Origin of the sequence: Acidithiobacillus ferrivorans, assembly GCF_016250455.1 — a bacterium.
GTDB lineage: Bacteria > Pseudomonadota > Gammaproteobacteria > Acidithiobacillales > Acidithiobacillaceae > Acidithiobacillus > Acidithiobacillus ferrivorans.
In genome coordinates this window covers 792,781-812,176 of sequence record NZ_CP059488.1, presented here as the reverse complement: position 1 = coordinate 812,176, position 19,396 = coordinate 792,781, and the positions used below count along the sequence as shown (strand labels likewise).

The window sequence follows — 19,396 nt, the reverse complement described above, 5'->3', positions numbered from 1 at the left end:
GCCTGCACCGCACCTGTCATGCACTGTGGCCGCGCAGGCGCAGGTAAATCTCCGGCAGGCGCATCGGCAGATTATCGAGATGGGGCAGCACGAGATAATGTCCGGGGCCAAAAACCAGCGGCAGATATTCGCCGCCGCGTGGGTCGAGACTGATGCAAAAGGCATGGACACCCAAGTCCTGCGCCTCCTTCACCGCCATGCGTGTATCCTCCTGCAAATAGCGGGAATCACCGGCATCATCATAATCCGCCGGACGACCATCCGACAGGATCAACAGCAAACGCCGCTGCGCCGGACTCTGCAGCATCAGCCGCGAGCTATGACGGATTGCTGCGCCCATGCGCGTCGCCAGCCGTCCAGACAAGCCGCCCAGCAAGGCCCGCACTCGCGCATCAAATGTGTCGGCAAAGCGCTTGATGGGGTAAAGCAATACCTCGTCATGATACTTGCTGGCGAATCCATAAAGGGCAAAAGGATCCCCCACTTCCACCAGTGCCGCACCAAAAAGCAACATTGCCGCACGCAAGCGATCCACCACCCGCACGCCGGAGTCTCCGATCTCCGCCATGATGGAGGTAGAGAGATCGGCGAGCAGCAGCACCGAATTATCCCGCTGTTGCGGTCGTCGTTGCTGGTAGATACTGGCTTTAGGCGAATGCCCCGCGCGCCGTTCCACCACGAACTGCACTGCCGCCTCCAAATCAGGCTCGTCACCCTCGTACTGGCGACGGCGCGGCGCCATCCGCGTCGGCTTCTGCGCTTGTAGTACCCGCTTCAGACGCCTTAACGTACCGTCATATTCGGTAGCAAGGGCGATGGCCCTGGCTTCATCGTGTTCACGCAGGGGACGCTCATGCACCCGCGCCCAGCCCTCTTTATAATTCTGCTGCCGGTAGTCCCATTCGCGATAAGGCCAGCCGCCTTCAGGCCCTTGTACCCCGCGACCACTGCCCATGACCTTGGCAGGCATGGGAATACCGACCCCAACCCGTCCGCCGGTCCCCTGAATATCCTCAGGAGGAATATCCATATCCGGATCATTGCCTTCTGCCTGTTGCGGGGCCTCTCGCGGCTTTTCCTCATGACCGGCAACCCCCAGTTCACCGCCGCCATCCATCTCTGGAACATCCATATCGCGCTTCTGGCGTGGATACACCGGTCGTGCCGCATTGGGCGAATGACCGGGCAGATAGGCGCGGGCGCGCTCAGCTAGGGAGATCGGTGGCAAATCCGTCGTTGCATAGAGGGTGAGCGCTGCCCGGAAGGCGTCAACAATATCGGTTTGTGCCGTCATCAACACCGCAAGACCCCCGGGCAATCTTCCGGCCATAGCATCTTCCAGCATGTTCATAGCCGCCTGATAGTAGCACCCGGCAGCCCCCTCCGGCCGGCTGCGCTGATGGGATATCCGCAGCACCCGCGCCAGATAACCGGGCATCTCCCGCTCCAGTGCGCTATCCACACGTAAATCTTCACAGAGATCAAAAATCAGCTGAAAACGAATCATATCGTCGCCAAACTGGGCGAACAGTGGCCGCCAGGTGATCCGCTGGTCGGGATCCAGAGGTGGGTGCTGCACGCCGATCTCGGCAAAAAGGGCATGGATGGCGTCTTGCTCATAACTGTCGAAGACCAGATGCGCACCCGTATGATAGAAGGCCAACAAAGCCTCCTCCCGGTCGAGCATCACCGCCGGCACGAAGAGGCTGCGCCCGTCGGTCTCGACAAAACTGCGGCCGCCCTCCTCCAGGCTCCATTCCCCCTCTTCCAGGGGTAGATGCAGCCCGGTCCAGGCCTGGAGCAGGAGCCCGAAGAGCCGCTTGTGGGTTCCCATACGAAAGCCCGGCAGGATCTCCAGCAAAAAGCTGCGCGACTCATCACTCTCCAGCCGGAACCAAGCCTCACCACGCACCCTTCCCGCCGCCAGCACATCGCCGCCGCGCCGCGCCCATGCCGCCACGCCCGCCAGACCGCAGATGCCGCGCACTTTGATGGCACCGTCCAGATATGTCTCCAACCCCAGACGCCCCTTGGCGAGGGAATCAGCAGGCGTTAACAGCGCCCGCAGCCCCTCAACTCCCGCATCGCCAAACAGGATGGCTGCAGGCACCTGGAAATAGGACGCCGCGCTGTCCACATGCCGGTCAATCCAAGCAGCACCCAAGGCAAACCACAACGCCTCGCCCTCTGCACCCCAACCCCGGCGTACCGCACTGGCCTGCGCGAAGAAGCCCACCGCCGCCCGAAAGGTACCGCGCTGACGGAGGAACTGGCGCGCCTGATCCAGCCAGGGGTCCAGGCCCCCGAAGGTCTTTAGCAGATCGGCGGTAGCATGGAAAAACGCCTTGCCTACTTCCCGGTCATAGAAAAACAAATCCCGTCCGCTCTCCAAGTAACGTAAGGTTACCGCCTCCCCGAATGGAGTGACCGCTGGCAAAGCGAGTCGCGCATCCCGCCCCGCCACAAAACTGATGGCCGCCAGATGGTCGAGGATATCCTCCGTCGCCGCCGACATGGGCGCTCCTTAGCCCTGTTCCGGGAAAAAGGTCCGAAAAATCTCCAGCAGCGCCTCCGCCAACTCCGGATCGTCCGTCTGCGGATTGATGATCGCCACAGTACAAGCCTCCAGCGCATCGAGACCCGCCACCATCAATGCACCCGCATAAATCAGCGCCCGAGTGGAGGTGACTTCCTGCAAGCCCTGTTCCTTCAGGTTACGGGCCTTGCCTGCAGCGGCTACCAGTGCCCGGGCCCGGGCCTCATCGATACCGGCCTCCTTCATCACAATCCGCGTTTCCACATCAGCAGGCGGATAATTAAAGTTCATCCCGACAAAGCGCTGTTTGGTAGAGGGTTTGAGGTCCTTCAGCACCGTCTGGTAACCTGGGTTGTAGGAAATGACCAGCATAAAATCGGGGTGCGCGGTAATTTCCACGCCGAGCTTTTCAATGGGCAGAGAACGGCGATGGTCGGTCAGTGGATGGATGACGACCGTGGTATCAGTGCGCGCTTCAACAATCTCATCCAAGTAGCAGATTGCCCCGGCCCGCACTGCTTTGGTCAGCGGGCCATCCTGCCAGACCGTTTCGTCGCCCTCAATCAGAAAGCGTCCGACCAGGTCTGAACTGGTGAGGTCTTCATGGCAGGCTACGGTCACCACCGGTCGCTTCAGACGCCACGCCATGTGCTCCAGAAAGCGGGTTTTGCCGCAGCCTGTCGGCCCTTTGAGCATTACCGGCAGACGCCGACCCCAGGCCGCCATGAATACCCCGACCTCATTCGCCACCGGCTGATAAAAGGGCTCCACGAAGAGCAAGCGCAAGCCGTTACTCTCTGCCATTTTCGTCTCACTCATACCTTGCCCCCATGATTTTGCTCAGCATGACTGCGCATGTATAGAAAGATGTGACGCAAAGTATGAATCACCATGCGCTCCGGCTGTGCGGGCAACGCATCTGCACGCTCTGCGTTCAGACAATTCTGGTAATAAACCAGTTCACGGCAATTATCGCGAATGGTATTCCAGTGGGGTAAGCCCTTCACCAGCGTTTTCCATAACTCCAGCAAATCTGCATCACTGGCATAGGGCTTGTGCTCTGCAGCCAGCATGATGCGCAACATCGCTGCCGCTTCTGCCACACCCGCCGCCACCAACTCCGGCAACGCCATTCCGGCAACCTGTTGCCGTGCCAGTGCTTCAATACGCTCGTGCGCTGCATCTAATGTGCTTATTAATTCGCTTGACTTGCTCATCATCACTCCTGATGGGATTTACGGTCGCACCTGCTACCACTCCGGGCGATTTTCGTCTAGGATAAAAGAGTTTTAACCGAATGTGTGTACAATTCATTTTATAGCGTGATTAAGAAGGGGCTACCATGAGTACGAATCTGATCAAAATGGTCAAACTCAACAACCTGCAATACAACGCCAACCGCGACCCGCAAGTTTATCGCCGCGTCGCTGGCCATCCTTTCCGGATTCAGGCCATGCTGGAAGGCAAGGGCAGCGCCCAGATCAGCGTCACCTGCGAAGGCAAGACGCTGAAAGAAGCCAGCCTCGAATTGCCCGGTATTTTCTCCTACGAAATTACCTTCAAGAACGCCGGCATCCGTATCGCCACCCTCACTGTCAGCGCTGGCGGCCAGAGCGAAAGCCACGACCTGCTGCTGGACACCGAAGCTCACGCCAAAGTCGGTTAATAGTTCACCGTCGGTAGCGCCCATCGGTGCTCCAACTGATGGGCAAGACCCCCAACATTTACCAGCCAAACTGGGCAAAAAACTCCGGCAGGCGCTGTAAACCCGTGTCTCGGTCAAAAAAACGATCCGCCCGCGCCGAACGCGCCGCATCCCGCCGTTCCTGACTTCCGCCCAAACAAAATATCGCAATATTCAACTGATATTCCCGCCGCAAGGTGTCAATCAGCTCAATAGGATCCCCAATCTCCGGATCATCCAGATTGAGCAGCATAAAACGATGCAGTAAGACTTCCTGCCAATCACCGAGGTCGTCCAAGTCCGTCGCCTCCGTCATCTCCCAGCCTTCGGGCGTCGTCGTCACGACGGCCACGCGCAGCTCTGGATCACTCGCCATGAGAATAAAACGCTTGCGCATCCGATCACTGATACTGGGCACCAGGCCACCTCCATTACATTGATTTGGAACAAACCACCCACACCGACAGACTCAATCCGCCCATACTGCCGTTTCCAATAGTCGTTCACCCCAGAGCGAAGCCTCTTTGCCGACGACTTCTCGCAACTGTTCACCTAGCCGGACAGAGTCAGGCTGCAGGAGGCCTATTAACCGGCCCGCCTGCTCCGCTGGCCAGGCCGAACCCGCGACGCGACGCAAGGCACCATTTTCCGTCCATACCCGCAGCCAGTGGCCATCGGGCCAGTCTCGCTCCGTCAGGAAAGCGCCCGCTTTGAGCTTGATACCGGCAGGCACCCGACGACGGGCCGGTTGGTTCCAGTCCACGTCCTCCAACTCCGCCTGTACCATCGCACGTTGTTCGGTCTCGGTAGGAGCCGTCGGCAGGACGACATCCCAACCTGCCGCTCTGAGCAACGCCGGGCAGGCCTCCAGCACAGCCTCGGGACTGACCACCCTGCCCAATAACGGCAACCAACTACACAGCCCTTCCTGCAACGCCTCGAGCAGCCATGTGCGAAAACCCGCCGAAGGCGCTGCCACGCACTCCACAAAGGACGCCCACTGCGCCTCGAGGATGAAGCTGCCGCCCAGCACCAGACTGTGCCTGATGGTCGCGGCCCCGGTACCACCGATCTTGCACCCCTGACACCAGAAATCATGCCCTCCCCGCGCCTCCACTTTCAGGCCGAAATACGCATGCACCGCGATCACCCAAGGGGCCATCAGAGCAAACAGTTCAGGTGCGCGGCGCACCCGCGTGGCAGGCGGAAAGATAAAGAAATAACTCAACTGACCAGGATCTACCCAGACCAGACCGCCACCCAGGGCGCGTTGCACAAGCGGAATTTTCAGCCGCTCGCAAGCCGAGCGATCCAGCTCCGCAGCTGGCCCCTGCGCGGCTCCCAGACTCAGGTGGGCGGCAGACCGCGCCAACAGCAGAATGGGTACATCCTGCTCGCCCTGCGCCTCCGCCAAGCCAACATAAGCACGATGCAGAGCCTCCGGGGCGAGCATCCCCAGATGAATCAGGCGAATTCGCATAATTTACAATACCGCATCCAGTCGGAACGACCTATGCGCCCAATCAGCTCTGGGCGACCCCATCCTGCACTTCTTTATCCTTCGGCCGATAAAAAGCGGAGAAATAGAAGTCGCGCTCATTGAGGGCCTGATGCCAGAGCACCCGTTCTTCCACGCCCGCCTGCATGATCCCTGCCATGGCCATGGACTGCTCACTGTCGAGGATCAGAATGGTATCCTGCAGGTCCTCGTCCAGATCGATGAAATGCGCCGCCAGTCCTTGCGGCTCCTGAATATGCACCAAAAAGGACTTGCAGGACGGGTCTTCGGGGTCCAGCGGCGTCATCACCAGTCGCCCCATGTAAGCCATGCGCGCCAGTTGATTGAACCGGGGAATCTCCAGCTTCTTCCCCATCTTGTACTTTTTCAGCTCATTTTTCAGACTGCTTACATCGGTAATCGGTATCGACTTCATGATAATCCCTAGTAATGCGCTCTGTTATATGTTCCCCCAAAACCTCCTCTCCGCGCAAGGCGCCCACACAAAAAAGGGGGACGGTTGCCCGTCCCCCGCATACCCTTGAGGAGGGATTTTTTAGAAGTCGTAACCGACCTGAAGACCGTAGGAGTTTTCATACATGGTAGCGCTGGCGGGCATAGGTCCACCAAAAGGGGAAGAACCTGCCGGACCAGTGTTGGTATTGGAGAATTCGTGCATGTAGGCCTCCGTCAACTTCCACCCCATACCCAACTTTTGCGTGGCGCCGAAGGTGATGGCATTCTGCACGATGGCCGGGAAGATCAGGTTGGAGGCAATCGTGTTGTTACTGATGGGATTGGAGCCCCAAGTATAACCGGCACGCACCTGCAACCAGTTGTTCACGTCATACTGCGTACCGAAATTGGCTACCCATTGGTTGCTCCAGTGCATGGGAAGTGCAATGGAGGATGCCCCACCCACTGCCGAACCGCCCTGGTAAGCCGTCCATGGACCATAAATATTAAAATTATTCATCGTATTGTGCCAGTTGATCCACTGCCCTTCGACACTAATCAACCACCGCCGAACCGGACGGATCGCCATACCCAAGGCAATTTGCTGAGGATAATTGAGGTGTCCGCTATACTGACCAGGCGCTCCCATCACACCATTACCTGTCGCCGGATTCACCTGATTTTGCTGGCCTGCTTGCCAAGTCATGGGAGTAAACATGATGGGGGATTTATAGGTCGCACCCAACGTGACCATATCATTGACTTTATAGAGCACGCCCAGTGTTGCCCCTACACCATAGGCCCAGGAAGGAGTTGACAAATTCAGCCCACCGGTAGCTGGTAAAGGACCAAAACTTGTGGGTACATATTGGGTAAGCGTCTGCTGAAAAGAGCCCTGCTCCGCAGCAATATTCAACGACGCGCCGACGGCGAGACGATCATTAACCTTCCACGCAACCGACGGTGCCATCTGCATGAAAGAGATACTGCTATAGGCTTGCGCATAACCACCCATGGGCATCTGGGGATTTGGCGCTAAATTCTGCAAATAGTTAACGCCCAATCCGGAAGTTCCATAAACACCACCACCAAAAACCCAATTCTTGGCGAATGCCGGGGCTACCCAACCGATGGCCGGAATACCGTAGACATTAGTGTGGCTGCCGATCTCGCCAAATCCCAAATTCGTCTTGCGCACCGGATTAAAAATCTCCGCCGAAAATGCCGCCTGCGGAGTCATCAACGCCAATCCGGCCGGGTTGCTCATGGCCGCAGACAAAGGATCATCCGGAGCCGCAACAACGGCACCCGCCATGCCCATGGCATACTGCCCAATACCAATCAACTGATAACCATCTGTTGCAAATGCACTGACCGACAGGCCCACCGCCAACGTCGCGCCAACCGCAATTCCTAAAATCTGTGACTTTTTCATTTTAATCCTCCGCCCTCAGTTGTATCGCTAATGACACAGTGATTGTGTTGGAACTGGAACGGTGTTGCAAGGCCTTGGTTCTATCAAATTTTTAATCCATTTATCAATCCATAAAATATTGGTTTATTAGCAATAATAAATATTATGAGATTTTATGATTGCCACGCACAGCGCCCAACAAAAAAGGGGCCAAAGCCCCTCTATGCGCACTACATAATACGCCCCGATTCGGGGCGAGACCTTGGTGCTAACCCAAAAACTGTAAATCCTGCAAGCGCATCTGGCGCCGCACGACCTCCACATCTTCCTTGTTCAGCGCGAAAGGAAAGGAACGGATGTCCGAAGGCGACGAATCCCCATAAGGCCGGTTACAGGCGCTGACTTCTTCATCGTCCTTTCCTGGGCAGCCAGAGGTTTGAAAGGGCTTACCGGAGTTGATGATGTCTTCCAATTCGGCCTGCGGGTACCCGAAGTCTGCAACCCGGCCATAGACGTCAAATCCCATATCTTCGTAACGGCCACCGGCATAGTCAATCAGGAAGCGGCCCAACTGCACCCGGCGCCAATGATCCTGGGGCACAGCATCCCAATCTTCCATCATGGAACCCTTCTCGGGGAAGAAGGCGAACATATGATTGTGACCGCCCATATCTTTCATCTTCTGGCAGACGGCGAGGATTTCCTGCTCCGTCTCACCCATGCCGCAGATCAGGTGCGCGCCGAATTTCTCGGGTCCATAAATCTCAGCCGCCCATTCGATGGTCTGCCAGTACTTATCCCAGGAATGAGGGCTCTGTACCGTCTTGCCACGGGTGCGCTCAAAGATTTCCGGCGTCACGGCGTCCAGTGCGACGGTAAAGATATCGGCACCCATCGCCTTGAGGTCGATAAGATCCTGCTTCTCCATGGTGGTTGGATTAGAAAGGATGGATACAGGGATGTGGGGCGCCACTTCCATCCAGCGCTTCAGCATGACTTGTGTATCATGATCAGAATCGGGGTGGGTAATCATACTGATGCACATGCGCTGGAACTGGCCCTTGTCGCCGTTCTTGGCGACACGTTCGAGCATTTCATCCACGCGCACCGTCGGCCAGTCCACCCGGATGAAGTTGCGGTCGGCGTAATCACGGCTCTCTTCGCGGTGCCGGGCCAGACCACAATAGGTACAGTTGGCACGACAACCTTCCGGATAGGTCATCAACAGGTTCAGGCAATTGGTACAGGAGGTCCGGTGCATCACCCCGGGCACCAGACCCAGCGTAATCGCCGCCGCGGTGCTTAACTGCACATATTCAGGCGACCGCATCGTCGGCGTTTTGACGAAATAATCCGGGCGATAAAAGTTCAAGGTCTGGGAATTTTCTTGCGCTACCGCACTCATGGAAGTTCCTCCTGTCATTCCGCCTTAAGCGGCAAAGTATTCATCAAAGGCGATCCAACCGGATCGCATCACCCTGTCTTCCTGGGCCGCAGGCTGTCGCCAGACGGCCTCCAAAGATTTTCTCCGTTGCACAGCCCGCGCGAGGGCCGGACCAAACTGATCCTGCATATCTTCTGCGTAACTCTCTAATGCGTCCTCATCACCCGCCAGGTAATCAGCGGCCGCCAATCCTGCGCCCGCACCACTGATCACCGCCGCGGGGATGCCCGCCCCGGTAATGGGATGGGTAAGCCCGGCTGCATCTCCGGCAAGTACCACGTTGCCATGCACCATGCGCCGAATGCCGCCCACGGGGATCGCGCCGCCGGTACGCCCAAGGACTGATTCACCGACGATACCACGCTCTACCATCTGCTGATGCAACTGTTCCAGCGGCAACTTAAGATTGTCCTCAAAACGCCGATCCGCACCCAGTCCGAGATTGGCCACCGGCCCGCGCGGGAACAACCAGCCATAGCCTCCCGGAAAAGCATCCGAAAGGAAAATATCCGTATCCGCATAGGGACGCAGCAACGGCACCGTGTATTGACGCGTATAAACCACCTGTTGATGCGGCAAGCCTACAGCCTTCGCCACCAGGCTGTGCGGCCCATCGGCACCGATCAGCAAGCGGGGACGCACGGTGAACGCTTCATCCGTGCCGCGCCGCAGGCGGGCCACTTCGCCATCCCAAGCGAGGAACTGACAACGGATTTTCACCTGCGCGCCCGCCGCCTGCGCCAATTCCGCCAGCCCCTGATCAAAACGTGCCCGGTCAATCATCATACCGGGGAAGACGCTGTGATGCTGTAGCCCGGATGGCAGCACCGTCAGCATTCCTTCTACGTCCTGCACCCGCGAATCCGTTTCATGCACGGTACGCAAGAGCGGCATGGGGACAAATTCGGCGCATTGCACCGGGACACCGATCTCCGCACGGCGATCAACGCAAATCACCGTAAGGCCGCGGCCCGCAGCGGCACGCGCTGCCGCCGCGCCAGCCGGACCGGCACCAATCACCAGTACATCTGTGGCTAAAGGGCTCACGCGTCTTTTGCCGCCATCCGCAATACCGTCGCGAAATGCTCCGGCTGTAAGCCGAAACCATCGACGGCCTGTTCCTCGAATAATCCCGCAATGATGCCATCCACGTCATTCAGATGGACATTACGCAGCGCTGCCTCAAGGTCGACAATAGCGCGCTGCGGCTGGATAAAATAGTCACCGCTAAAGTGGACTTGCCGCACCCGGTTCCCATAGTTATCCCAGAGCATTTCCGCTTGCAGTGTGCCACCGGGGGCGCGTAACGTCGCTTTACGCAACGGCATATCGTCACGCGCGCGGTGGTTGATGCCGAGCCACTCCGCGTCACGCACCTTCGCCAATGCTTCCGGCAGCAATGCGGCAACCGCATCTGGCAAGTCGCCCTGGACAAAAGACAGCCCCAACTGCGCACGGAAACCATCCAGCAAGGCTTTCTGCACCACCATCAACTCCGGCGCTTTACCCAGCAAGGCTTTTAAGCTCGTCACCCGTTCCGCCACCGAAGAAACTGCATGGGCGTCCAGTTTCTCCAATGGCACGCGCAGTACGCGCAGCATGCGCGGGATATCCAGATCGACGAGCACCGTGCCCTGAAACAGCAACACGTCTCCATCCATAATCCCTCCGGTGCCGGAAATCTTTCGCCCTTCCACTTCAATGTCATTGCGCGGACGAAACTGCGCGCGCACCCCCAAAAGTGACAAGCCGGTCGCTGCCGCTTCACAGATCTTCCGTGACAGTGACGCCATATCACCCTGGGGCAGTGCGTCCCGCCGACACACCAACTCCCAGCCTATCTGGGTGGGATCAAAAATTAGTGCGCCACCGCCGGTGAGACGACGCTGCACGGCGATCCCTTGTGCACGGCAAAACTCCAGGTTGAGTTCCTGCTCTGGTGACTGGTGATAACCGACTAGCGCGGATTCCTCAAAGCGCAGGAAACGAAAAATGTTGGGAGTCCGATTTTCCAACATCGCCAGGAGCAACGCTTTGTCTAAAGCCATATTTTCGTCGGCAGCGCGCAGTCCGGTATCAACCACAAGCCAGTCATCAGAGGCGTGTGCCGTCATAATGCAAGCCACCGGGAAAACATGGAGCCCAGAGAAAGCACTATCGTCTCAGGCCGTAAACACAATCGGGATATCCCGCAGTTGTGTACGACGCTTCGGCGCGACAGGAACATAATCCAAGGGTATGGTGGTCGTCTCATCACCGAGTGCCAGGACTTCTTCACCCACGATCATGGAACAACAAGAAGGTGTCACAAAAACATCCCGGTCCAGATGTTTGGCGAGCGCCAGCATGCCATCAGAGGGAAAGGCCACGCCGTTCAGTCCCGCCATGACCGCATAGGTGTCGGTGATGGAACGATGCACGCCAGACGGACGCGCGCAGCCCAGCAATAGCGGGGTTTCCGGCAGAGCAGCACGCGCATCCATAAAGAATTTGCCGATTTCTTCTGTCGCTGGCGTCGCGAAGGGGCGACTCGAAGAAGCATACTGCGGCATGATTACCACCAGCACCAACGCACTGGGCAGATGCCGCCGGATAATTTCGAGAGAGTTCCACTCACCCAGCAGCTCTCCGTAATGCAACCCGATGACAATATGCGGCACCACTTTCATCTTGGTGGCCACCAAGGCTTCCAGCGCGTCCTCAAAATCATCCACCGAACGGCGCAAATGGTAGACCTGGTTGATGGTATCCTGCGCACCGATTACATCCATCATGGCCACATCGACGCCCGCATCCTCCATCCCGCGGGCAAACTCCGGGGTCGCAATACCCGTATGCATGGCAATCTGTAAATTCGGATAGCGATCCTTAATCTTGCGCACCATCGGGAAATAGGGTTCATAATGGACCACGTTCTGATGGTCAGACCCCCCCGAAAGAAGCAGCCCACGGCCCCCATCCAGGACAATCTGGTCCACCAGCCGATCCAGTTCTTCTGGCGTCCGCACCGCAATCATCGGCTCCAGTATCTTCGCCTTACAGTGATCGCACTGTAACTTGCAGTCCCCACCGGTGATGGAAATGGCCGGGAAGGCATTCTTCCCGCAGGCGGAGACCTCCGACGTTTCATGATGCTTGAAAGAAGGCGTATAGAAATTGATACGACCCACCTGGCTACCGGACAAACCGGACCACCGTTCGCGCATAGAGTCCACTAAATCTGCATTGAGGACCAAATCCTCCAAAGCCTCTACTTGAGAAACCGCGTTCAACCATGGGTTCATATGAAGTTCCATCCTTTACACAAAGAGAAAGCTAGACGGCCGCATGTGCGGCCGTCTTCTGGAGTCATGGCGGGTTTTGCTGGTCAGCAGCCGCCAAAACCATCCGTCGTCATCTTTTCCTCAAAGGCCACCAAGACATCGGCACCAGTCTTCAATTCACCGGAATCACCGGCAAAGTCCGCCGGGGTCAGCTTAGCGATCCAACCGCTGCCATAGGGGTCTTTATTGATAAGGCCGGGATCTTTCGCAACGTCTTCATTGCTTGACAAGACCGTGCCACTGACGGGACTCTTCAACGGGCCTACCCACTTGCCAGACTCAACCGTGGCTGCCGACTTGTCCTTCTTGATATCCTTACCGGCACCCTTGGGCGTATAAGAGACGATCTGTCCAGCCAACGCACAGGCATAGGAGGTCATGCCGATGGTCACACTGCCATCGTCTTCCCTGCGCAGCCACACGTTGGTATCAACGTTGTACATCAGATCTTCGGGGATTTCACAGCCACGTACAGTTCCCATCATTTTCTCCTTCGGGTTACATTTTAGGTAAACAGAGGCTGCTGCCAAGCAGCATTATTAAAAAAACAGCAATCGGTCCACGGACAAAATCAAGTCGGCGAGATCACCGGCAGATGCCACCGCATCCACTTCCTCAATCAGGTTATCGGCCTCGATCTCATAACCAGGAAGTGCCGGGCGACAGACGTGAATGACTACCCCGGCATTTTTCGCGTCACGAATAAAGTCGATAATGCGCTTACCACCGGCCACCGCCGAGAGGTTCTCCGCAACCCCCGTCTGCATCAGTCTGACCGCTTCCATCGTGCAAAAAATCTTAACCTCGGCATCCATAGAAGACAACAGGGCGCCCAGATAAAACGGTGTTGCACAGCGATGTGCCATGCTCGGCCCACTGGTCATCACGATGACTACCGACTTTTCGCCCTGATCCTCCAGATAGTGATCGCTCATCGCATTCCTCGTTCACAGTGAATATCGTCACGCAAACAGCGCTGCCGGTACAACTCAAAGGCAGCATCTCCAGTAGACAGCCTTTCGAGCGCAACGTCTACCGAAGCCACGGGACGCACCCGTGCGATCCATGCTTCGTAGGGTTCAATATTGAGAAGATTAGGATCTTCCAATACATCTTCGTTGGCCAAATCAATCACGCAATCAAAAACATTTGGCACCGGTCCCGCCCATTTCGCACTCTCAATAGTGGCAACCGGCTTACCCACCGGACGACGTGTCCCAGGCCGGCGTACCCGGACATGCAAGATCTTTCCCGCAATCGACTGAGATATGTCGGTCATACCCACAGTAAGTGTGCCATCACCTTCGCGTCGCACCCAGATTTGACATTCCCGATCGTAATATAACTCGGCGCGGAACTCGCAACCGTTACATTCCATAGCCTTCCCCTGAGGTCAGCGGCGGGTAAAAAGCGCCCCGCAAAGGGGCGCCTTTCTACACCTTTAGATAATACCTTTGGCAGCGAGGAGATCCATCGAGTCGCTGACATTGTCGGGAATGCCAACTTTGCGCGCAGATAGACCCATGGCCAAACCGAGCAGCTGGGTGAAGTAAATCACCTTGACGTTCGACTTGATGCCGAACTCTATTTCAGCACGGACCTGATGCATTTCCAGGCCAGAGTGGCAGGTAGGACATTCGGTGGCGATCACTTCCGCACCGGCATCTTCCGCCGCCTGGAGGATGTTCAACACCAGCTGAGTGGAGGTATCCGAATCCGACAGCGTGTGCGCACCACCACAGCATGCAGTTTTGAGGGGAAAATCGACATTGACAGCACCGGCAGCGGACAACAAATCATCCATAAAATGTGGTGCATAAGAAGACTCAGAATCAGGACCCTGGTCCTTCTCCGGAAAAATCTGCCGGGGACGGGTGTACATGCAACCGTAGTAGTTGGCAATTTTCAGTCCATTCAAGCTCTTCTTGACCTTGCTCTTGATGCCATCGGTGCCCACTTCCTCCATGAACCATTCCAACGCATGCAAGCTGCGCACGTCGCCTTCATAAACAGGATCACCCGCTTTGTTGGCGAGTTCCTGCACCGTCTTCATGGTTTCTTCCGAAGTAGCACACTCATATTCAGTCTGCTTCAGGTTACGATAGCAACCGTTACAAGGCGCCATCACCGTATCGCAGCCCTGCAGCTTACTGGCAATGGCCAGATTCCGCGCCGACATATAGGTCTGCAACATGGGATGAATATTCTTCACCTCCATAGCGCCACAGCAGTTGTAGTCTTCGAGGTTTTCCATCTCCAGACCGAGCTCTTTCACCAGAACACGGGTGGATTTGTCATAGGGTCCGCCGGAACCTTCCAGCGCACAGCCGGGATAATATGCAACCTTAGCCATGATGAGCGGCCTCCTTCTGTGCCTTCACATATTCAGCGAGGACTTCACCAGTTTTACCCCAGGATTTGGTCTTCGGACGGAACATCACATTCATTCCCATTTTGGCCAACTGACCTAATGGCATGTGCTTAGTCAGACGCTTGCCAAATTCCACGATCCAGGCCTGTACCAGGGGCTGGCCAGAGCGCTTGAAGAATCCCACCATGACCTCGGTATCTTCGATACGCCCGAATTCGATGCATTGATGGGTAAACTCCTCATCAAAATGCGTCGACAGCGTCTTCGGCGTCAAACCGTTATCTTCCAGCCAATGCGCCGTCGCTTTCATAACCCCTTCAGGACGGACATCCTTAGGGCAGATATTGGTGCATTTATTGCAGGAAACACACTGCCAGATGATATCTTTATCTTTTATCAACTCGGCTTTCAGCCCCAGACGAATCAGATAAATCCAGTAACGCGGATTAAAATCCACATTCTGCGCATACATGGTGCAGGAATTGGTGCACGAACCGCACTGCCAGCAGCGATGCACGTTCTCACCGCCACTGTAACTCTGGATGATCTCTTCAAAATGCTCTTCATAGTCCGTCAGCGTGCGCGGGGTAATCATGGTGTTCCAGGAACCGGAAACATCCACCCCATCCACCACCAGGTGATCGTGCTGCAAAATCCGATCGGGATCGATCAGTGTTTTCTCATGAATAGCCATAGCTGCTCCTATACCCTAATTCATTAATGAATGTCGTCTCTTTTGATACGAGAACCACCCATTCGCCGGTGTACCTCTACGCCCAGCAACTTACGGATCTGTTCCGTAAAATCTGTTTGGCCGCCAAAATCGGAACGCAAAAAACCTTCTGCCATAGCACGCACGTATTGCGAATACTGGTGGGCCAGGATGATATCGACCATATAAGGTACATCACGATACACCCCTAATTCTAACAGCGCTTCCCGCATCCACTGGCGCAAGCCCTCAAACATTTCCGGACTTTCACCGAAAGGGAAATCAGTCAGGTAGTCACCGCCACGGATGAATTCCCGCACTGCACCTGAGCTCGTACTTTGATCCCAGACCCAGCGCGTCATCAGCGGATATCGCTCGGGATCGCTGAAGTGTAAAACTTCGGCCCCCATATCCCTGATAACGCGTTTCGCCTTTCCTGTAGCAGGCAAAGCCTCTTCAAAACGCATCATGCGCTGTGCCAGATCGCCGTGACCATCCAGCAAATCGCGCATCACGTCACCCACCCGTGCAGCGCCCTGCTCTTCTATGACCGGCCAGATTTTGCGTCTCGCGGTGAACATCTGTTCAACGAGATGCGCCATTCGCTCATCGGTCAGCGGCTGCTGGTCTTCCAGAAGAAGACGTCGAAAATTCGCCGTCTTTTCTGTCAGACTACTCACCAGGTCAGCAAGACCCTGCTGTCCCTCAAATGCCGTTTCAAGCTCATAAAAGGATCTGTTGAGCAGTCCCTTATCGAGATTAATCGGCAGCGAGGCAGGAACGATATGCTCTGCGTTCCCGTTGTCGTAGATGTCAGCTGGCAATTTTCTGCTGTCCGTAGAGATCCGCCACCGCCCGCGCACCGGCGGACTGGCCTTGCGCGATAGATGTATCAATATCTTCTGGACCAGTCGCCGCGCCACACACGTAGATACCCTTGCGCGTCGTGCCCTGGCTGTTCGTGTACTGTTCCGCACGATCGATAAATCCATGCTTTTCCAGACCAATACCAAAAGTCTTGGCGATTTCTGGATTTAAGGTGTTAGGATCCATACCGATGGCATGCACGACAAGATCCATCGGAATGACGATCGGACGTTTGACCAAAGTATCTTCACCCTTGACCAGCAAACGGCCATCGGGAGACATGGTGACCTCGGCAATACGCGCCTTGACGAACTTAGTCTTATACTCTTCCTGGCTCTTCCAGTAGAACTTGTCTTCGTAAAGGCCAAAGGTACGGATATCCATGTAATAAATGAACACATCAGTACTCGGAGAGATTTCCTTGATCTCCATGGCAAGATTGGTGGAAACCGTGCAGCAGATCTTGGAGCACCATTCACGACCAATCTGGCGGTCGCGCGAACCGACGCAAAGCAGAATAGCCACGCGCTCTGGAACCCGGCCATCGGAGGGACAACGAATCTGACCTGCAGTCACCATCTGCTCCATCTGGGTAGTGGTAAGCACATCTTCGTAAGTGCCGAAGCCCCATTCCGGCTTGTTGATGGAGTCGAAATGGGTGAACCCGGTGCCGAGAATGATCGCTCCCGCTTCGACCTTATCGCCGTTGCTCAGGGTAGCTGTAAAGTTACCGGCTTCGCCCGCCACCTGCGTGACCTTAGCAGACTTGTGGATGCTGACGTTCCCGTCGCCTTCCACACGGCTGACCATACGGCCAATGGCATCTTTAGCCCACTCGCCCGATGGTACCAGCTTGGCATAGCCCGAGATAATGGGAGCACCACCAAGGATATCTTCTCTTTCGACGATGACCGCCTTTTTACCCATCGATGCGATGGTGGCTGCCGCCGACAAACCTGCCGGACCAGCACCTACGACTAAAACCGTATCTTGTGCACTCACTGAACTTCCTCCTTAAGCGCCCGCTTTCATATTAATATTTTGATTGGTGGCGAGTTCGGGGTTGTAGAGGTATTCCACATTACCCTGTTCCACCTGTTTGAGATATTCCTGGAAGCCGGCCTTGGCTTTATCCCAGCTGATGCCCATTTTTTCGACCAGGTCTTCACAGGGTGAAGCGTGCCACTGCAACTGGACGATTTTGAAGGGATCGGCGCCACAGGCCAGGGCCGCGAGTTGCACGTCGGCGATGATCGGCATGGAGTAATTCATGTCGTGCGCCTTGCCGATCCACTGGTTCTTGTCCAGCGTGGTGATGCAGCCGGTGTCGATGCCGATCATGACGTCGGCCTTGGCTTCTTCCCGGGCTACCTTGATCTTGCGATTCATGGAAAAGCTGCGGGTGAACTCGCGCTCGGAAATGATGTGGCGGAAACCAAAGCCACAGCAGTCGTACCAGGTGGAGTAGTCGATAACCTGCGCACCCAGGGCCTGCGCGACGGAGGTGCCGACCGCTGTGCGATTGCCGCCGAGCACCGTGTTGTCATACACGGCGTCTTCCTGCACCATCTTGTAGTAATGACAGGCGGCATGGACGGTGACGCGAATATTGCTCATGTCGACCACCTGCATCTCCGAGGCAATGCGGTGACGCATAACGTGCAGCCATTCACTGTAGTGCACCACTTCTTCGGGGATGACGATCTTGCCGTCGACCAGACGCCCAAGTTTGCCCAGAATCTTCTTGACCTTTTCGCGCAGTTCAGCGGATTCGATCAGATACTTGCGGATTTCCTTGTAATTGCCGAAGGAAGTGCCGCAGTGGACCAGAGGGAAGAAGTGGCCATTCTCAAAACCGTGCTGCTTGCCGGAGACATAGGCCTGATGGAAATTGCGCAGGAAAACGGCGGCGAGAGATTCAACGTTGCCGATGCCGGAACCGTGGTAGTTCCAGGCGGTGCAGGAGGTCTGATCGGTTTCGTCCAGGTAATCGACCCCCAGGTGATTCATGAACCACATGAGACTGGTGGGGTAGCCGGGGATATTGCCGCACTGACCACAGCTTTTGTGATGCCAGAGATTGTTGGTCGGAACCCGTTTTTTCCAGCCAAACAACGTGTCCACTTCGACGGCCTTATGTTCGTCGGTGATACGGTGGACGATGATCTCGCCTTCCTTCTCCAGTTGCCACATGTGATCACGGATGTCGTCCATCCGCTCACCCAGGTCCACCGTGCGCCGGTCAACATGATTACGCACCCAGGCCGTAGCCGCCTCAGCTTCGTTCGCCGAAAGATTCGTATCCTGAAAAAAAGCGCCGTGACCCGCTACGCCCTGCTGCGTGCTGTTGTCGCTCATGATGGTCTCCTCAGTCCTTATCACTCTGGCTCTCAAGCCAGTCTTCATAATCTTCGCGCTTCTCGTCAATGAAGTCCTCAATAACATCGAACAGATTTTCATCCATAGTTTCCAATGACTTAAGTACACCCGTCATTTCCCATATGGTGTACATCTCTACGGAGGTCTTCAGCGAAACTTCCCACGCCGTTTCCACAGTCTGCAAGGTGCGCACCGGAATGGCCTTACGCAGGATCCGTAGATCACCTTCCACCTTTTGGATATTGGGGCCCCAGTCGGGGAAGTGATCGGGCTGAATCATATCCGGGGACAACTGGTTGCCCGTGGTGATTAGCTTGAGCATGACGCGACCGAAGGGCCGCAACACATCTTTCGCCGACTGCATGCCATGACGAATAGACACTTCGCGCAGAATCATAACCAGCCCACCAGGGGAATTCTTGAAAGGGCAACGTGCCGCGCAGGTCATGCACTGTGCACAAGCCCATATTTTTTCCTGCATCACATCATATATTTGCTCGACATTCTCGGTCCACAGCAGCTGGACGATCTCGCGCGGACTGTAATCATAGAACTGCGCAGACGGGCAGGTAGCCGTACAAATGCCACAATTCAAACATCCATTGAGTTCATGGTCATAACGAAAATCCGCGCGGACTTCGTCAAACATCTCCTTCATCTCAGCGTAAGTCGCCATTTACTCGCTCCTCGCTAGCAATTAATACGTCATACC

General features: G+C 56.0%; 21 protein-coding genes. 1 reads left to right on the top strand and 20 read right to left on the bottom strand.

Going from position 1 to position 19,396, the window contains the following annotated elements; all coding sequences use genetic code 11:
• Positions 1-16: 16 nt before the first annotated feature.
• Genes H2515_RS04155 through H2515_RS04145 form a run of 3 tightly spaced genes read right to left on the bottom strand, consistent with a single transcriptional unit; the run spans position 17 to position 3,756 of the window.
• A complete protein-coding gene (locus tag H2515_RS04155) occupies positions 17-2,515 on the bottom strand; it encodes a nitric oxide reductase activation protein NorD (protein ID WP_198660961.1) in 2,499 nt (832 codons plus the stop codon).
• 9 nt (positions 2,516-2,524) lie between these two features.
• Entirely contained in the window at positions 2,525-3,355 is an 831-nt protein-coding gene (locus H2515_RS04150) for a CbbQ/NirQ/NorQ/GpvN family protein (RefSeq protein WP_198660960.1), read from the bottom strand.
• Positions 3,352-3,756 (bottom strand): hypothetical protein, encoded by a 405-nt coding sequence (locus H2515_RS04145; RefSeq protein ID WP_232821540.1) that lies wholly within the window; start codon positions 3,754-3,756, stop codon positions 3,352-3,354. The genes H2515_RS04150 and H2515_RS04145 overlap by 4 nt, the downstream gene beginning before the upstream one ends.
• A gap of 122 nt (positions 3,757-3,878) precedes the next feature.
• On the opposite strand from H2515_RS04145, the gene H2515_RS04140 reads away from it, so the two are divergent.
• Complete coding sequence (locus tag H2515_RS04140; protein WP_014029803.1) at positions 3,879-4,202, top strand: hypothetical protein; 324 nt, start codon at positions 3,879-3,881, stop codon at positions 4,200-4,202.
• A gap of 58 nt (positions 4,203-4,260) precedes the next feature.
• Here H2515_RS04140 and H2515_RS04135 read toward each other — a convergent pair whose 3' ends face one another.
• The 17 genes from H2515_RS04135 to H2515_RS04055 all read right to left on the bottom strand — a co-directional run bounded on the left by H2515_RS04135 (position 4,261) and on the right by H2515_RS04055 (position 19,360).
• Positions 4,261-4,638 carry a hypothetical protein gene (locus tag H2515_RS04135; RefSeq protein WP_081919597.1) on the bottom strand — a complete coding sequence of 126 codons (378 nt, stop codon included), beginning with the start codon at positions 4,636-4,638 and terminating at the stop codon, positions 4,261-4,263.
• A gap of 51 nt (positions 4,639-4,689) precedes the next feature.
• The gene (locus H2515_RS04130; RefSeq protein ID WP_051984948.1) at positions 4,690-5,700 is read right to left on the bottom strand and encodes a lipoate--protein ligase family protein; all 1,011 of its coding nucleotides are present in this window, start codon (positions 5,698-5,700) and stop codon (positions 4,690-4,692) included.
• Positions 5,701-5,743: 43 nt separating this feature from the next.
• The gene (locus H2515_RS04125) at positions 5,744-6,154 is read right to left on the bottom strand and encodes a hypothetical protein (protein WP_014029806.1); all 411 of its coding nucleotides are present in this window, start codon (positions 6,152-6,154) and stop codon (positions 5,744-5,746) included.
• A gap of 120 nt (positions 6,155-6,274) precedes the next feature.
• Positions 6,275-7,609 carry an OmpP1/FadL family transporter gene (locus tag H2515_RS04120; protein WP_065412796.1) on the bottom strand — a complete coding sequence of 445 codons (1,335 nt, stop codon included), beginning with the start codon at positions 7,607-7,609 and terminating at the stop codon, positions 6,275-6,277.
• A 247-nt stretch (positions 7,610-7,856) separates the two neighbouring features.
• Positions 7,857-8,993, bottom strand: a complete 1,137-nt coding sequence (locus tag H2515_RS04115; protein ID WP_065412795.1) for a radical SAM protein — start codon at positions 8,991-8,993, stop codon at positions 7,857-7,859.
• A 24-nt stretch (positions 8,994-9,017) separates the two neighbouring features.
• Positions 9,018-10,079 carry a geranylgeranyl reductase family protein gene (locus H2515_RS04110; protein ID WP_198660959.1) on the bottom strand — a complete coding sequence of 354 codons (1,062 nt, stop codon included), beginning with the start codon at positions 10,077-10,079 and terminating at the stop codon, positions 9,018-9,020.
• Entirely contained in the window at positions 10,076-11,146 is a 1,071-nt protein-coding gene (locus H2515_RS04105) for a lipoate--protein ligase family protein (protein ID WP_198660958.1), read from the bottom strand. Before H2515_RS04105 ends, H2515_RS04110 begins: the two co-directional genes overlap by 4 nt.
• Before the next feature lie 48 nt (positions 11,147-11,194).
• Positions 11,195-12,316, bottom strand: coding sequence for a radical SAM protein (locus H2515_RS04100; protein ID WP_198660957.1), 1,122 nt, complete (start codon positions 12,314-12,316; stop codon positions 11,195-11,197).
• Between the two features lie 83 nt (positions 12,317-12,399).
• A complete protein-coding gene (locus H2515_RS04095; RefSeq protein WP_231551291.1) occupies positions 12,400-12,840 on the bottom strand; it encodes a glycine cleavage system protein H in 441 nt (146 codons plus the stop codon).
• Between the two features lie 54 nt (positions 12,841-12,894).
• Positions 12,895-13,290: a DsrE family protein gene (locus H2515_RS04090; protein ID WP_035195289.1), complete on the bottom strand. Its 396-nt coding sequence runs from the start codon at positions 13,288-13,290 to the stop codon at positions 12,895-12,897.
• Positions 13,287-13,733, bottom strand: a complete 447-nt coding sequence (locus tag H2515_RS04085; RefSeq protein WP_035195291.1) for a glycine cleavage system protein H — start codon at positions 13,731-13,733, stop codon at positions 13,287-13,289. Before H2515_RS04085 ends, H2515_RS04090 begins: the two co-directional genes overlap by 4 nt.
• 63 nt (positions 13,734-13,796) lie before the next feature.
• On the bottom strand, positions 13,797-14,708 hold the full coding sequence (locus H2515_RS04080) for a CoB--CoM heterodisulfide reductase iron-sulfur subunit B family protein (RefSeq protein ID WP_035195293.1): 912 nt from the start codon (positions 14,706-14,708) through the stop codon (positions 13,797-13,799).
• Positions 14,701-15,420 carry a 4Fe-4S dicluster domain-containing protein gene (locus H2515_RS04075; protein WP_035195295.1) on the bottom strand — a complete coding sequence of 240 codons (720 nt, stop codon included), beginning with the start codon at positions 15,418-15,420 and terminating at the stop codon, positions 14,701-14,703. The genes H2515_RS04080 and H2515_RS04075 overlap by 8 nt, the downstream gene beginning before the upstream one ends.
• 23 nt (positions 15,421-15,443) lie before the next feature.
• The gene (locus tag H2515_RS04070; protein ID WP_198660956.1) at positions 15,444-16,262 is read right to left on the bottom strand and encodes a hypothetical protein; all 819 of its coding nucleotides are present in this window, start codon (positions 16,260-16,262) and stop codon (positions 15,444-15,446) included.
• The gene (locus H2515_RS04065; protein ID WP_014029818.1) at positions 16,252-17,307 is read right to left on the bottom strand and encodes a CoB--CoM heterodisulfide reductase iron-sulfur subunit A family protein; all 1,056 of its coding nucleotides are present in this window, start codon (positions 17,305-17,307) and stop codon (positions 16,252-16,254) included. Before H2515_RS04065 ends, H2515_RS04070 begins: the two co-directional genes overlap by 11 nt.
• A 12-nt stretch (positions 17,308-17,319) precedes the next feature.
• On the bottom strand, positions 17,320-18,663 hold the full coding sequence (locus H2515_RS04060) for a heterodisulfide reductase-related iron-sulfur binding cluster (RefSeq protein ID WP_198660955.1): 1,344 nt from the start codon (positions 18,661-18,663) through the stop codon (positions 17,320-17,322).
• Between the two features lie 10 nt (positions 18,664-18,673).
• Positions 18,674-19,360: a 4Fe-4S dicluster domain-containing protein gene (locus H2515_RS04055; protein WP_014029820.1), complete on the bottom strand. Its 687-nt coding sequence runs from the start codon at positions 19,358-19,360 to the stop codon at positions 18,674-18,676.
• Positions 19,361-19,396: the final 36 nt, after the last annotated feature.